The sequence below is a fragment of the Oscillospiraceae bacterium CM genome (genome assembly GCA_022870705.1).
Classification (GTDB): domain Bacteria; phylum Bacillota; class Clostridia; order Oscillospirales; family Oscillospiraceae; genus Sporobacter.
Window position 1 is genome coordinate 1,387,623 of sequence record CP072107.1, and the last position, 14,770, is coordinate 1,402,392.

Genomic DNA, 14,770 nt, shown 5'->3' on the forward strand with positions numbered 1-14,770 from the left:
CTCCTTGTTTGAGAATTCGCCCATTTTGGGCAGACACGAGGTCTGCCCCTGATTTTTTCCCTCATCAGTCGGCTGCGCCGACAGCTTCCCCCAAGGGAAGCCTTTGGGGCGGTGCGGCGGGCGACACGGTGCCGGATGGGCGGACAGCCAATGGCCGTCCCTACGGCTTTTAGAGGGGCAATTCCCATTTATATGGGGGTCATAGGGGCGAAGCCTCTATACTTCTTTTGGGTGGCAAGTGGGTTTAAGAGAAATCAATAGATCATGGTGCCCGCGCCTTCGTCGGTGAGCATTTCGATCAAAATGGCGTGTGGGATGCGCCCGTCTAAAATATGCGTGCGCTTGACGCCGCCGTCAATGGCGTCGGCGCAGCACTCGATTTTCGGGATCATGCCGCCGGAGATGACGCCCGCGTCGTGCAGTTCCGGAATTTCAGCCCGGCGGATGACCTTGATGAGCGTTTGGTCATCCTTCGCGTCACGCAAAACGCCGCGCGTATCGGTTAATATGATAAGCTTTTCCGCGCCGAGGGCGACGGCAAGCTGGGAGGCGGCTGTATCGGCGTTTATATTATAGGCCGTGTCATCGTCAACGCCGGTGGCGACGGTGGCGATGACCGGGATGGTATTCTCTTCAAGCGCTTTATCGACAACGTTGGGGTTAATAGCCGTAATATCGCCGACGAGGCCGTAGTCTTCCCCGTCACCGCGGGCCATTTTTTTAGCCTCGATGAGGCTCCCGTCAATCCCGCACAGGCCGATGGCGTGGCCGCCCTTTCGGGCAATCGTCGCCACAAGGTCTTTATTGACCTTGCCGCACAGGACGCCCTGTACAACGTCCATCGTCTCCTTGTCGGTATAGCGGAGGCCTTTGACAAAGCGCGGCTCAATACCGATTTTTTTCAGCATATCGTTGATTTCGGGGCCGCCGCCATGGACGAGGACAACGCGGATGCCGACGAGATGCAGGAGGATAATATCCTCCATGACGGCATCGAACAGCTCCGGCGAGATCATCGCGTTGCCGCCGTATTTGATGACGACAACCTTTCCGTTATACTGCTGGATGTAGGGCAGCGCTTCGACAAGCGTCTGTGCCCGTTCAAGATTGTTGAGCATAAGGCACCTCCTGATGTGGTTAAGTCCGATAATCGCCGTTAATTTTGATATAGTCATACGTGATGTCGCAGCCCCAGCAGGTGCAGGCGGCCACGCCACCCGCCATGTTGATGGCGATGGTGACGTCGTGCTCTGTCAGGATTTTTTTCGCCAGCGCTTCGTCAAACGCAAGGCCGCGTCCATTCTGGCAGACGTCGATTTTCCCGGCTTTGGACTCAAACGCGACGGAGACCGTATCGGGGTCAAATGTGACGCCGGAATAGCCCATAGCACAGAGAACCCTGCCCCAGTTGGCGTCTGCCCCGAAGATGGCAGCCTTCGTCAGCGTGGAGGAGATAACAGATTTCGAGAGCGTCTCGGCTGTCGCCTCGTCCGGCGCGCCGGAGACAGTACAAGTGATGAGGTGCGTTGCACCCTCGCCGTCCGACGCCATGGCGATGGCCAGCTTTGTGCACAGCGCCGTGAGCGCGTCTGCAAAGGCTTTATAATCGTCGTTTTCTGTATCGATGACGCTATTGGCGGCGAGGCCGTTTGCCAGGACGCAGGCCATATCGTTTGTTGACGTGTCGCCGTCGACAGAAATGCGACTGAAGCTGACCTGAACGGCTGCGAGAAGCGCCTTTTGAAGCAGCGAGGCCGAGATGGCGCAGTCTGTCGTTAAAAAGCAAAGCATTGTGCCCATATTGGGGTGGATCATGCCGCTGCCCTTGGCAATGCCGCCGATATTGACAGTTTTACCGCCAATTTCAAGCGTGACGGCGCACTCTTTAACGGTGGTATCTGTCGTCATGATGGCCTCGGCCGCGTCAAGCGAGCCGTTCGACGACAAGGCTGCCGTGAGCTTTGGGATGCCGGCCGTGATGACACGCGCCGGAAGCTCCTGCCCGATGACGCCGGTTGAGGCGACGATGATGTCCGTTTCGATCAAGCCAAGCGCGACGGCGGCCGCTTTGCAGCAGAGATCGGCGTTTTCTTCGCCGTTGGGCGCGCAGGCGTTGGCGTTGCCGGAATTGACAAGCACGGCGCGTGCCGCGCCGTCCTTCAAATGCGCTTTTGTCAGTAAGAGCGGTGCTGCTTTGACGACGTTTTTCGTGTAGACGGCGGCGGCGGTGCAGTCTGCGTCCGACACGATGAGCGCGAGGTCTTTTTTACTTTTATTATTTGTTTTAATGCCGACATGGATGCCGGCGGCTTTAAACCCTTGTGCGGCGCAAACGCCGCCGTTTATAAATGTCATGGTGATTACCTCGTTTGGTTGGAATTTGTTTGCGGGGGGTGCCGTTTTGTCGGACGGCCAATGGCCGTCCCTACGGCGGATGAGGGCATCGCCCCCTATGGGACGGGGGTGGGCGCAACCCATTTTTATGGGGGTCATAGGGGGCAAAGCCCCCTATACTTTCTGGGTGGGGGGTGGGTTTAGAGGCCGGTTTCTTCGGGGAATCCGAGCATGAGGTTCATGTTCTGCACAGCTGAGCCGGAAGCGCCCTTGCCGAGATTGTCAAAACGGGCCGTCAGAACGGTCTCCCCGTCCGTCCCGCTGACGGTGATCTCCAAGTTGTTCGTCCCTGCACCCCAGTCGGCTGCCAGATAGCCGCTGCCGAGCTCCGGCGCGACCGTGACAAACCGCTCGCCAGCGTAATAGGCTGCGATAGCCTCACGGATGGATGATGCCGTTTGCTTCGACGCGAGCAGGTCGTTGTGGAGCATAATGGTCGTTGCCATGCCCTTATAATAATCGTCGACAACGGGGCAGAAAATCGGTGCTCGGGTCAGTCGGGTAATCCCTGTCATCTCCTTGAAATGCTTATGCCTGAGGTTGAGGCCGTACAGGCGCGGCGCGAAGAGATCCGCCGTTTTCTCTGTCTCATACTGGGCGATCATCTTCTTGCCGCCGCCGGAATAGCCGGTCAGCGAAAACGAAGTCAGCGGGTAGTCTTTAGGAAGGATGCCGAGCGCGACAAGCGGATAGACGAGTGAGATAAAGCCGATGGCGTGGCAGCCGGGGTTCGCCACACGCTTGGCGTTTCTGATTGTTTCGCGCTGCGCGGCAGTCAGTTCCGGGAAGCCGTACACCCAGCCCTTTGATGTTCGGTGGGCCGTTGACGCGTCAATGACGCGCGTTTTGCCGTTTTCAATGAGTGCCACGGCCTCGATGGCCGCGTCGTCCGGCAGGCACAATATCACAAGGTCGGCTTCGTTTATTAGTTTTTTACGTGCATCCAAGTCCTTGCGTTTGTCGGGGTCAATGGCGAGCAGGTCAATGTCCTGCCGGGCGGCGAGCCGGTCATAAATTTGAAGGCCCGTCGTCCCCTCCTGCCCATCGATATATATTGTCGGTTTCATCTTGAAAACCTCATTTCATTCTGGCGTCCAAAAAGGCCTGAACACTGTCCATCTGGGCTTTGACAGACGCTTCGCCCGGGCCGCCGGGAACGTTGCGGAGCGCGACGCATGTTTCAAGCCGGACGGCGTCATACACGTCATTGTCAAACAGCGGCGAGAAGCTTTGATATGCTGCCAAGTCAAGCGTTTCGAGTGTTTTGCCGCCGTCGATGCAGGCGCGGACAATTTTGCCGATGACGGTGTACGCGTCCCGGAACGGGAGGCCCTTTTTGACGAGATAGTCGGCGCAGTCCGTGGCGTTTATAAACCCTTCCGCCGCCGCGCGTCGCATATTCTCGGCCTTGACCGTCATCGTCGCGAGCATCGCCGTGAAGACCGGGAGGACTTTTTTGATGGTGTCGACGGCGTCGAATACCTGCTCTTTATCCTCCTGCATATCCTTGTTATACGCCAGCGGCAGCGCCTTCATCACGGTGAGAAGGCCCATGAGGCTGCCGTATACACGGCCCGTTTTGCCTCTCACAAGCTCCGCGATATCAGGGTTTTTCTTCTGCGGCATGATCGAAGAGCCGGTTGAATACGCGTCTGACAGCTCGATAAATTTAAACTCCCACGAGCACCATAGGATAATTTCCTCGGCAAACCGTGACAGGTGCATCATTAGAATGGCGAGGTCTGACAGCAGCTCCAGCGCATAATCTCTGTCGGAAACGCCGTCAAGGCTGTTTTCTGTGATACGCGCAAAGCCAAGCGCGTCGGCGACCATGTGCCGGTCGATGGGATACGTCGTCCCGGTGAGCGCACCGCTGCCGAGGGGGCACGCGTCCATGCGCTCCAAACAGTCCTCCAGCCGTGTGACGTCCCGGCGGAGCATCGCGGCGTAAGCCATCATATAGTGGGCAAACGTCGTCGGCTGCGCGCGCTGAAGATGCGTATAAGCGGGCATGATGGCTGATGTGTTCTTGAGCGCTGTGTTCAGCAGGACGGCGAGCAGGTCTAGCTCTGCGCTTCGGATCGTCTCAATTTCGTTTTTCAAGTAAAGGCGGAAGTCGAGCGCAACCTGGTCGTTGCGGCTTCTGGCCGTATGCAGGCGCTTGCCCGCGTCGCCGATGCGGCGCGTTAACTCGGCTTCGATGCTCATATGAATATCTTCATCGGACAGCTTAAAATCAAAATTGCCGCTGTCGATAACTTTTTTGATGTCAGCGAGTGCCGCGACGATTTTGTCGGCGTCCTCTTTCGGGATGATGCCCTGCTTAGCCAGCATTTTTGCGTGCGCTGTTGACCCCTGGATATCCTCTTTATAAAGCCTCTTATCAAACGTGATGGAGGCGTTGAGTTCGTCAACGAGCGCATCGGTATCGCTTTCAAACCGTCCTGACCAGAGCTTCATGGCGATAACTTCCTTTCGTGATGTTTGTGCGTTATATGGCGGGCGAACACAGTTCGCCCCTACGACAAAACACGTATCTTAGTATTCGCCCTATTTTGGGCAGACGCAAGGTCTGCCCCTACGGGCGGGGTGAGCGGACGGCCAATGGCCGTCCCTACGAGGTGCCAAGGTCGTTGTGCCCCTACGGTTGCGGGAGAAGGCTGACGGGGCGATGTGGGCATCGCCCCCTACGGGCGGTGGCGGGCGCGGGGGCCCCTCATCAGTCGGCTTCGCCGACAGCTTCCCCCAGGGGAAGCCTTTTGGGGTCATGGGGGCGGAGCCCCATATTCGTCGGGGTCATAGGGGCGGAGCCCCTATACCTTTATTGGGCGGTGGGTGGGTTTAAGATTTTTTTGCGCTGTTCGTCGAGGAGGGCTTTCGTCTTGATTGGCAGGCCGAAGAGGTTAATGAAGCCTTCGGCTTCGGCCTGCTTGTAATCGCTTTCGCCGAAGGAGGCCAACTCCTCGCTGTAGAGGCTCTTATCGCTCCAGACGCCTGCATTAATGATGTTGCCCTTGTAAAGCTTGAGCCGCACCTTGCCGGTCACCGTTTTCTGTGTGTCGTCCACAAAGGCGGATAGCGCCTCGCGCAGCGGCGTAAACCACTGGCCGTTATAGACAAGCTCGGCGAATTTGACGGCGACGAGGCTTTTGTAATGCGACGTCTCTTTATCAAGGCAGAGCGTTTCCAAAACGTCATGCGCGTGATAGAGGATCGTGCCGCCCGGCGTTTCATACACACCGCGGCTTTTCATACCGACGAGCCTGTTCTCCACAACGTCGAAAAGGCCGATACCGTTTTTTCCGCCGATGTCGTTGAGCTTTTTAATGATCTCCGCCGCTTTCATGGTTACGCCATCCAGCGCTGTCGGGACGCCCTTGACAAAGTCAATTTCAACATACGCCGCTTTGTCGGGTGCCAATTCCGGTGAGACGCCGAGCTCTAAAAAGCCGGGTTTATTGTACAGCGGTTCGTTGCCGGGATTTTCAATGTCAAGCCCCTCGTGGGAAAGGTGCCAGAGATTTTTGTCTTTTGAATAATTCGTCTCGCGGCTGATTTTGAGCGGGATGTTGTGCGCCTCGGCGTAGTCGATTTCGTCGTCACGGCTTTTGAGGTTCCACTCACGCCACGGGGCGATAATCTTCATATGGGGCGCGAAGGCCTTGATCGTCAGCTCAAAGCGCACCTGATCGTTGCCCTTGCCGGTGCAGCCGTGGCAGATCGCGTCCGCCCCTTCTTGAAGCGCGATCTCGACGATGCGCTTGGCAATGACAGGACGAGCAAAAGACGTACCCAGCAGGTAGCCTTCATACTTCGCGCCGGCTTTTAACGTCGGGATAATGAAATCGTTGACAAATTCGTCCGTCAAGTCTTCTATATACAGCTTGGAGGCACCCGTTTTGAGGGCCTTTTCCTCAAGCCCGTCAAGCTCTGTGCCTTGCCCGACGTCGCCGGAGACGGCGATGACCTCGCAGTTATCATAATTTTCCTTCAGCCACGGAATTATAATCGATGTGTCAAGCCCGCCGGAATAAGCGAGAACAACTTTTTTAATGGCGCTCATTGTCAAATACCTCCAGAATTACATTGATGATATGATAACACGCGTTGGATTATTATGCAATAGGGTTTTTTATAATAATTTATATATAGTTAAGTTTATTGCAGGTATTAATTGCTGTCGTAAAACACAATATGCATAATATTCTGCATATTCATGAATATTATGCATATTTATTTGGGATTGATTTGCGGCGTGAGCGGACGGCCAATGGCCGTCCCTACGGCACTATTTATGCGAGGTCATAGGGGCGCATCCCCTATACCTCTATTGGGCGGCGAGTGGGATTTGAAATCACGATATGCGGGCGGATATGGAATCCGCCATTTCGGAATGTTGAATTGATGTTTGTGTCACTGGCGGTCACTGGCGGTCACCGGCGGCCACCGCCGCCACCGCCAAAGCCACCGCCGCCGTGGCCCATACCGCCACCGCCGCCGAAGCCGCCAAAGCCACCGCCGCCGAAGCCGCCAAAGCCACCGCCGCCGAAGCCGCCGAAGCCGCTGCCACCGCTGCCACCGCCCCAGCCGCCAAAGCCACCGGGACCGCGCGGCCCGCCGCGCCAGCCGGGGCCGCCGGGCCCGTACCACCAGTTCAGGTGCGGCCCGTACCAGATAAACCACGGGTAATACATCGGTATCGGCATACCCAGTTGCGAATAATATGCCCTGTACCGCCTTCTGTCGGTCAGGACCGCGACAACGATGACAAAAACGACAACAACGGCAATCATGAGCCACACAACGAGCGAGCCGACGAGCGCCGCGCCACTGTCGTTATACGCAACAAGGCTGTTTCCAAACGTGTTGGGGCCGAAGTTTGGTGCGGGCGCCTGCTGCCCGGCTGACGCTGTCGCATTTCCGTTATCCACGTTGTAATAGACAGCGTACCACGAAAAAAGCGCTTCCAGCATGTTTGACGTGGCCGTTTCATATTGGCCTTTGTCAAAATCCGACCAGAAATAACGGTCAAAATAGTCATTGACCATATGCGTCGTAAATGACCCATAGATGCCAGCCCCAACATGGAGCCATGCCTTCTTCTCCCCCGTCGCCAACAGAAGCAGCATGCCGTTATTGGCCGTTTTGCTGCCGACGCCCCAATCATTGAAAAGCTGTGCGGCGTATTCATCGGTGGGGATACCGTTTAAATATTGAACGGTGACGACGACGATCTGCGCGCCGTCACACTTTTGCTCGAGACCGGCGTTGGAGGAGATGATCTTCTGTTCTAATGCGTCCGATAAGACGCCAGCATCGTCCGCCACATAGTAGGCCTGACTCTGCGAGACAAGAGCGAGCGCGGGGGCTGTACAAAAGCCGATGATGAAGAGCATCAATAGAACTGATAAAATCCGCTTTTTCAATTTTAACCCTCCAGCCCGAAATAATCGGGATAGCTGACAAACGCCAGATTTTTAAGCAAAACAACGGGAAAGGCGGCGAGCGTCATATTGCGATAGGCCGCAACAGCCCCGTTATACGCGCTGTTTTGGATCACGGCCTGCGCCCCGCCAAGAACGGACGCGTAATAACTCGCGGCTTCCGTCCGGTCGCCAAGGTCCTGCGCGGCGAGCGCCGCGTAAAGCACTTGATAAGCTGACTGGAGCTGCGTGTTGGCCGTGTATTTTTGAGAGATCGTCTGTGCACTCAGCAAGTTCTGGCGGGCTGCGCGCAGCGCGCCTGTCTCCGCCTCCAAGGCGCCAAAGCGACTGCCAAGCGTGACAAGACCCAAAGCGGCCTCCGAGCGCTTGTCCAACTGTGACTGTATACTTGGCTGCGTATACTTCTCGTTTTCGAGATAGACGCCGTTATAAAACGTGGCCTCGATCTTTTGAGATGCGGCCGAAACACTCCGGTGAACGCCGTAAAGCGTGCCGAAAACGATGACGACAAGCACAACAAGCCATGCGACGGGGCGCTTTTTCAAAATGTCCATTATTTCCGCAAATCCAGGAGCTTCTGCTTGAGTTCATTTTCAATCCGCCCCAGTTCAAGCTCGGCGGCCTGGCGCTTCTGCGCGCCCTCCGCCTGAATCGTGCGAACCTCATCAAGCGTTTCGATGAGCATCCGATTCGTCTCTTGAAGCGTCTCAACATCCGCGATGCCGCGCTCTGATTCCTTGGCGACCTCGACGGTGCCTGTTTTGAGCATTTCGGCATTCTTTTTGAGAAGTGCGTTCGTCATATCCGTCACCTCGCGCTGGGCCTGCATCGCCTGCTGCGAGTGGTGCAGCCCGAGCGCCAGCACCATTTGGCTCTTCCAAAGCGGAATCGTGTTGACAAGCGACGTTTGGATCTTCTGAACCATCAGGCTGTCATTATTCTGAATCAGGCGAATCTGCGGCGCCATCTGCATGGAGATCGTCCGCGTCAGCTCTAAGTCATAGAGCTTCTTTTCAAAGCGGTCGATGAGATTCATATAATCGCTGACCGCCTGCGCATCCTCCGGCTTGCCCGATGCCGCGGCTTTCTCCTTAAGCTGCGGCAGGGTGACGGTTTTGGCCGCTTGTAGCGTCTCTTTGCCCGCGAGAATATACATCGTGAGCTCTTTGAAATACGCCTTGTTCATATCGTACATCTTGTCAAGCATCGCCGCGTCCTTCAAAAGCGTGATCTGGTGCTTTTCAAGCATTTCAACAATTTTGTCAACATTGTCGGAAGCTTTATCATACTCGGCTTTAAGCGCTGCGATCTGCGTTTCGATTTTTTTGCGGATGCCGAAGAGGCCTTTTTTCTCGGTTTCGCCGAACTTCATCCCCTTGAGCTCGACGACGAGGCCGGAGAGCATGTCACCCACCTCGCCCATATCCTTCGTCCGGACGCTGTCAAGCGTGCCCGCTGAAAAATCGGCGATATTCTTCTGTGCGGCTGCGCCATATGTCAACACAGTGTTCGTATCGGTAATATCAATCTTCTGGGCAAAATCATGCACCTGCTGCTGTTCTGAGGCGCTCAGGCGGCTCATGTCAAGCGCTGTCTCCTGCACTTGGTCAGCCTTGACGGGTGTTGGGGCCATCGGCGCGTCGTCCGGCGTGAGTGTCAGGCTCGGTGTAAAATCCATGGCGTTGTCAGGCATTTCTTTTCTTCCTTTCTAAAAATCCTTGCCGGATAATCCTTCACGTTTGAGCATATTTTCAAGGACTGTGATGTCCGTTTCGATGTCAAGCGCCTGATTGGCGTACAGGGCGTCGAGCTGTTTTTTATAGCCGTCGAGCGTTGTGTCGAGGATCGCCTCAATACGATGCCGCGTTCCCGTGATATTGTCACCCACGTCGCCGAGGTCGCCCAGACGATCATACGCGTTTAGAAGCTTCAGCGTCGTCGGCAGATAGTAAGCTGCAAAACGCCTGACCTGCGCCAAATCGTTTACATCGTCTTCAAGCGACTTGAATATCTTTTCCGTTACGTCAATGAGCGATGCGATTTTCGCGCAGACGACCTCATTTTGAATCGAAGCGCGCAGGCGGCTCATCTCCGAAACGGCCAGCCGCCCCTCATGAAGGAGCCTGTCCACCGCCGGGTTCCCCGTCGTATGGGGCTTTTCCGGCTCGGCGACCATGATCGTCTTCCCCGGAAAAAGACGCGAGAGAATGATAAAAGCCGCGGCCGAACAGCCGACGAGCAGAAGATAATCCGTCAGACGCAGCAGCGGAAAAAAGAGACAATATAACAGCCAGACGGCAGCCAGCCCGTAAACGGGCAGCACCGATTTTTGGCGCACTTTTTTCATGGCACAACACACCGCCTTCCATATCCTGATACTGGCAGAATACCTTATATATTGTATTCTCCCGATGGCTGGCTGTCAAGCGAGACGGTTGTTCTTGACAGTGTTTGTTCCCGTATATTATAGTCGATACGGACAGAACTTTGGGGCCGCATCCGGCTGTGAAGCCGGAGACAGCCCCTATTTGAAAGCGAGCGGCGCGCCAGCCGCTTAATTAATAGTATGCCGGGTCATGCCGTGGCGTTCTTGGCACGGTCAATCTGCGCCAGCCGAATGACCCGTTTAAGGAGACTTTATCATGGTTAAAATCGCGCCATCCATCCTCTCGGCAGACTTTACGCACCTAGGAGACGAGATCAAAAGCGTTCAGAGCGCCGATTACCTCCACTTCGACGTGATGGACGGCGTGTTTGTGCCGAACATTTCAATCGGTATTCCTGTTTTAAAATCCGTACGCCGCGCAACCGATATGACGCTTGACGTGCACCTCATGATGACGGAGCCTGTGCGCTATATTGATGATTTTATTGCCGCAGGGGCCGACATCGTCGTCATTCATACCGAGGCGGACACACCGGAGAAAACAGCCGAGGCGCTTGGCCGTATCCGTCAGCTCGGCAAAAAGGCGGGTCTATCCATCAAGCCGAAGACACCGCCGGAAGACCTTCTTCCCTATCTCGACAGACTTGACATGATTCTTGTGATGACCGTTGAACCCGGTTTCGGCGGGCAGAATTTCATGGCGGACATGCTGCCGAAAATCGCTTTTCTGCGCCGTGAACTCGACATGCGGCAGCTTGACTGCGAGTTGGCCGTCGACGGCGGTGTTGACGCCGTGACAGCGCCCTTATGCATCGCGGCCGGCGCCAACGTCCTTGTCGCGGGGAGCGCCGTTTTCGGTGCCGCCGACCGGGCTTCAATGATTACAAAACTCCGGGGCTGAGCCCCTGAAAGGACGGCTCGTATGAGCTTTTTTCCGTCTGCGCTTGAAGTATTGATCGAAAAATTCGCCTCTCTGCCCGGTATCGGCGTTAAATCCGCCACGCGCCTCGCGTTTCATGTCCTCGCGCTGCCGGATCATGAAGCCGCAGCATTTGCCGAGGCTATTACAAACGCCAAAAAAACCGTTCACTGCTGCCGCATCTGCCAGAATCTGACGGACAATGATGTGTGCGGTATTTGCCAAAGTCCCCGCCGCGACGAGCGGACCGTCTGCGTCGTCTCCGACCCGAAGGCCGTCGTCGCCATTGAGCGCAGCCACGAATATAACGGTCATTATCACGTTTTGCACGGCGTCATCTCCCCGCTTAATCACATCGGGCCGGACGACATCAAAATCAAAGAGCTCGTCACGCGCGTTACTGACGGGGCTGTTGAAGAAATAATTCTCGCCACGAACCCCGACACGGAGGGTGAGACAACAGCCAAATATATTGCGCGGCTGTTAAAGCCCTTCGGTATCAGGCTCACACGCCTGGCGTACGGCATCCCTGTCGGGCTTAATTTGGAATTTGCCGACGATGCGACGCTCATGCGCGCCTTAGAGGGCCGACAGGAGATGTAAAGGGCGCGACGGGGGCGCGGCACAGGCACAATCCTCAGTCGCCTTCGGCGACAGCTCCTTTGCCTAAGGAGCCTTTAGCGGGCCTCCTAATTAATTGGGGGTATGGGGGCGGAGCCCCATTCCTTTATTGGGCGGCGGGCGGGATTTGAAAAAAACAGTCATTTTTATGGTAACTGTTTGACAAACATTGGTGCTTCGTATAATATAAATATAGAAATTGGTTATACTGATTCCTGAGTCCTGCGGCGCGCTGCCGCGGCGACCGGACGCTATGGCCGTTAATAAGGCATTATGTACAGTCGTACTTTTAATATGTGAAGCATATCCTGCACAAGGTCAAAGAAATGAGTCTAAACGGCGAATCAGGGCCGGGACGTAAGCTTTCTTTGAGCTTTTGCCGTGTTATATTCACGCCCAAATTACATAACGCAAATTTTCTAATTTTAAGGAGTCATTTTATTTCATGGCAGAAAAACTGAAAATCATCTCTCTGGGCGGTCTGAACGAAATCGGGAAGAATCTCACCGTCTATGAATTCGGCGCGGACATTCTTGTTGTTGATTGCGGGCTTGGCTTTCCCGACGACGAGATGTACGGCGTTGACATCGTTATTCCGGATTTTACGTATCTTGTCAAAAACAAGCACCGGATCCGTGCCGTTGTCATCACACACGGTCACGAGGACCACATAGGCGGCATCCCTTACATGCTGCGCGAAATGAACGTCCCGATTTACGCAACGCCCCTCACAATCGGCCTCATATCGGTCAAGCTTGCCGAACACGGCCTTTTGGAGACGACGACGCTGACGACGCTCAATCCCGGTGAAACCTTCAAGGTCGGCTGCTTTAAGGTCGAGTTCATCCACATCAACCATTCCATCCCCGGCGCTGTCGCGCTGGCGATCAAAACGCCTGTCGGTATGCTGCTTCACACGGGCGATTTCAAAATTGATACGACGCCGATCTCCGGCGGCATGATCGATCTTGCGCGGCTCGGCGAGCTTGGAAACCGCGGCGTTCTTGCGCTTTTGTCCGACTCAACGAACGTTGAAAAACCGGGCTATTCGGTCTCGGAGAGCACGGTCGGCTCCGGCCTTGACGAACTGTTCCGCGGATGTACATCGCGTATCCTTGTGACAACGTTCGCCTCAAACGTCCACCGCATCCAGCAGGTTATCAACTGCGCGGCCAGATATGGACGGCGTGTGGCCGTCACCGGCCGGAGCATGGAGAACATCATCCGTGTCTCCACCGAGCTTGGCTGCATGGAAATCCCAAAGGGGACGCTTGCCGAGCTCAACCAGATTAAGGGCATGCCGAACGACAAGGTCGTTATCATCACAACGGGCAGCCAGGGCGAGACGATGAGCGCTCTCTACCGCATGGCGTTTTCCGACCACAGGCAGGTCGAGCTCCGACCCGGCGATCGCGTTATCATTTCCGCTTCCGCCGTCCCCGGCAACGAAAAATCCGTCAGCCGCGTCGTTGACGAGCTGTTCCGCCGCGGTGCCGAGGTCTTTTACGACAAATATTCGGACCTGCACGTCTCCGGCCATGCCTATCAGGAAGAGCTGAAGATGATGATGGCGCTCGTGAAGCCGAAATTTTTTGTTCCGCTCCATGGCGAATACCGAATGCTGTCAACCCACGCCAAGCTTGCCCAGCAAATGGGCATTGAGCCAAAAAACATTGTCATATCCGATATCGGCACCGTGATCGAGCTGACGAGCCGGAGCATTAAGAAAAACGGCAGCGTTCCGGCCGGGAAGGTCTTTGTCGACGGCACAGGCGTTGGCGACGTTGGCGCCGTTGTGCTGCGCGACCGGAAGCACCTGGCGCAGGACGGCATGCTTGTCGTGATCGTCAATCTCTCCAGCGAGGACGGCAGCCTGATTACAGGGCCGGATATCATCACGCGCGGGTTTATTTATGTCAAGGAATCGGAAGATATGATGCGCGAGCTCAAGGACGTTGTCATCAACGCGCTTGACTACTGCCACATAGAAGGCATCACCGACTTCGCTTCTCTCAAGGGCGTTATTAAGACGGAGCTGTCGAACTTCCTGTACAAGAAGACGAAGCGCAACCCGATGATTCTGCCGGTTGTGACAGAGATTTAGATGCGGGCATTTTCTGCGGAAAATGCTTCGCCTTCGGCTCGCGCCGCATCTTCCAGGGGGCACCAGTTCCCCCTGGATACGAGCCTTCGGCTCGATACCCCCTCCGGCCTCCGGCGGGGTAGATAACATACCGGAGTCCAATGATTATGAACATACAGATTTTCGGAAAATCAAAGTGCTTCGAGACAAAGAAGGCCGAGCGGTACTTTAAAGAACGGCGCGTCAAATTCCAAAGTATCGACATGCTGCAAAAAGGCATGAGCCGCGGCGAGTTTGGGAGCGTTAAAGCCGCCGTCGGTCTCGACGCTTTGACGGATCACGACGCGAAGGGCGCAGAAATTTTAAAATATCTCGCGAGTGACGCGGCGCGTGAAGAAAAGCTTTTAGAGAACCCCGCCTTTATCAAAACACCGATTGTTAGAAACGGCAAAAAAGCCACCGTCGGGTTTTGCCCCGACGTGTGGAAGGACTGGGAATAACACAAAACACGCCAGAACGGGCGTGTTTTGCCTCTTTTTCGGGTTGTTTTAAGTATTTCTACTAATGAGATTTAGCGTTTTGCATGTAATATTGTTTATTTTTTAACTTGATTTTAATAACAAGATGTAGTTATATAGATGTATAATATGAGAAAGGGTATCAATATGATGGGAAATAAAGACATTCTCGACCTGCTATCATTCGCTTATATTTGCCCCGAGTGCGGTGAAAAAATGACGCTTAGTTTTACAGAACTCAAAAAGTTGAAGTTTTGCCCATCCTGCAATACTTGGATTCTCAGGAGTGACCTCATTCAGAATTCGGCATCCGCGATTAAAATGACAAATGAAAAGATAACGGCAGCTGCGGCGGGATAACATCCCGCCGTTTCTTTTTGTGTTCGGCGGGCGGGGGCAATACGG

General features: G+C 55.0%; 13 protein-coding genes. 4 read left to right on the forward strand and 9 right to left on the reverse strand.

Translation table 11 applies throughout. The annotated features are described in order from the left end of the window. Positions 1-254: 254 nt before the first annotated feature. The 9 genes from argB to IZU99_06945 form a co-directional block, all read right to left on the reverse strand. On the reverse strand, positions 255-1,118 hold the full coding sequence (gene argB, locus IZU99_06905; protein ID UOO37000.1) for an acetylglutamate kinase: 864 nt from the start codon (positions 1,116-1,118) through the stop codon (positions 255-257). Positions 1,119-1,137: 19 nt separating this feature from the next. Then, entirely contained in the window at positions 1,138-2,355 is a 1,218-nt protein-coding gene (gene argJ / locus IZU99_06910; protein UOO37001.1) for a bifunctional glutamate N-acetyltransferase/amino-acid acetyltransferase ArgJ, read from the reverse strand. A gap of 179 nt (positions 2,356-2,534) precedes the next feature. Beyond that, positions 2,535-3,461 carry an N-acetyl-gamma-glutamyl-phosphate reductase gene (argC, locus tag IZU99_06915; GenBank protein UOO37002.1) on the reverse strand — a complete coding sequence of 309 codons (927 nt, stop codon included), beginning with the start codon at positions 3,459-3,461 and terminating at the stop codon, positions 2,535-2,537. A gap of 10 nt (positions 3,462-3,471) precedes the next feature. Then, positions 3,472-4,854 (reverse strand): argininosuccinate lyase, encoded by a 1,383-nt coding sequence (argH, locus tag IZU99_06920; GenBank protein UOO37003.1) that lies wholly within the window; start codon positions 4,852-4,854, stop codon positions 3,472-3,474. Between the two features lie 361 nt (positions 4,855-5,215). Next, positions 5,216-6,457: an argininosuccinate synthase gene (locus IZU99_06925; GenBank protein ID UOO37004.1), complete on the reverse strand. Its 1,242-nt coding sequence runs from the start codon at positions 6,455-6,457 to the stop codon at positions 5,216-5,218. 370 nt (positions 6,458-6,827) lie between these two features. Then, positions 6,828-7,820: a TPM domain-containing protein gene (locus tag IZU99_06930; GenBank protein ID UOO37005.1), complete on the reverse strand. Its 993-nt coding sequence runs from the start codon at positions 7,818-7,820 to the stop codon at positions 6,828-6,830. A 2-nt stretch (positions 7,821-7,822) separates the two neighbouring features. Beyond that, on the reverse strand, positions 7,823-8,392 hold the full coding sequence (locus IZU99_06935; GenBank protein UOO37006.1) for a hypothetical protein: 570 nt from the start codon (positions 8,390-8,392) through the stop codon (positions 7,823-7,825). Beyond that, positions 8,392-9,531 carry a toxic anion resistance protein gene (locus IZU99_06940; GenBank protein ID UOO37007.1) on the reverse strand — a complete coding sequence of 380 codons (1,140 nt, stop codon included), beginning with the start codon at positions 9,529-9,531 and terminating at the stop codon, positions 8,392-8,394. Before IZU99_06940 ends, IZU99_06935 begins: the two co-directional genes overlap by 1 nt. Positions 9,532-9,546: 15 nt before the next feature. Then, a complete protein-coding gene (locus IZU99_06945) occupies positions 9,547-10,185 on the reverse strand; it encodes a 5-bromo-4-chloroindolyl phosphate hydrolysis family protein (protein UOO37008.1) in 639 nt (212 codons plus the stop codon). Positions 10,186-10,480: 295 nt separating this feature from the next. On the opposite strand from IZU99_06945, the gene rpe reads away from it, so the two are divergent. From rpe to IZU99_06965, 4 genes are all read left to right on the forward strand, one after another. After that, on the forward strand, positions 10,481-11,125 hold the full coding sequence (gene rpe, locus IZU99_06950; GenBank protein UOO37009.1) for a ribulose-phosphate 3-epimerase: 645 nt from the start codon (positions 10,481-10,483) through the stop codon (positions 11,123-11,125). A 21-nt stretch (positions 11,126-11,146) separates the two neighbouring features. Continuing rightward, positions 11,147-11,746, forward strand: a complete 600-nt coding sequence (recR, locus tag IZU99_06955) for a recombination protein RecR (GenBank protein UOO37010.1) — start codon at positions 11,147-11,149, stop codon at positions 11,744-11,746. A 463-nt stretch (positions 11,747-12,209) separates the two neighbouring features. Next, on the forward strand, positions 12,210-13,868 hold the full coding sequence (locus IZU99_06960) for a ribonuclease J (GenBank protein UOO37011.1): 1,659 nt from the start codon (positions 12,210-12,212) through the stop codon (positions 13,866-13,868). 146 nt (positions 13,869-14,014) lie between these two features. Beyond that, the gene (locus IZU99_06965; protein UOO37012.1) at positions 14,015-14,347 is read left to right on the forward strand and encodes an ArsC family transcriptional regulator; all 333 of its coding nucleotides are present in this window, start codon (positions 14,015-14,017) and stop codon (positions 14,345-14,347) included. Positions 14,348-14,770: the final 423 nt, after the last annotated feature.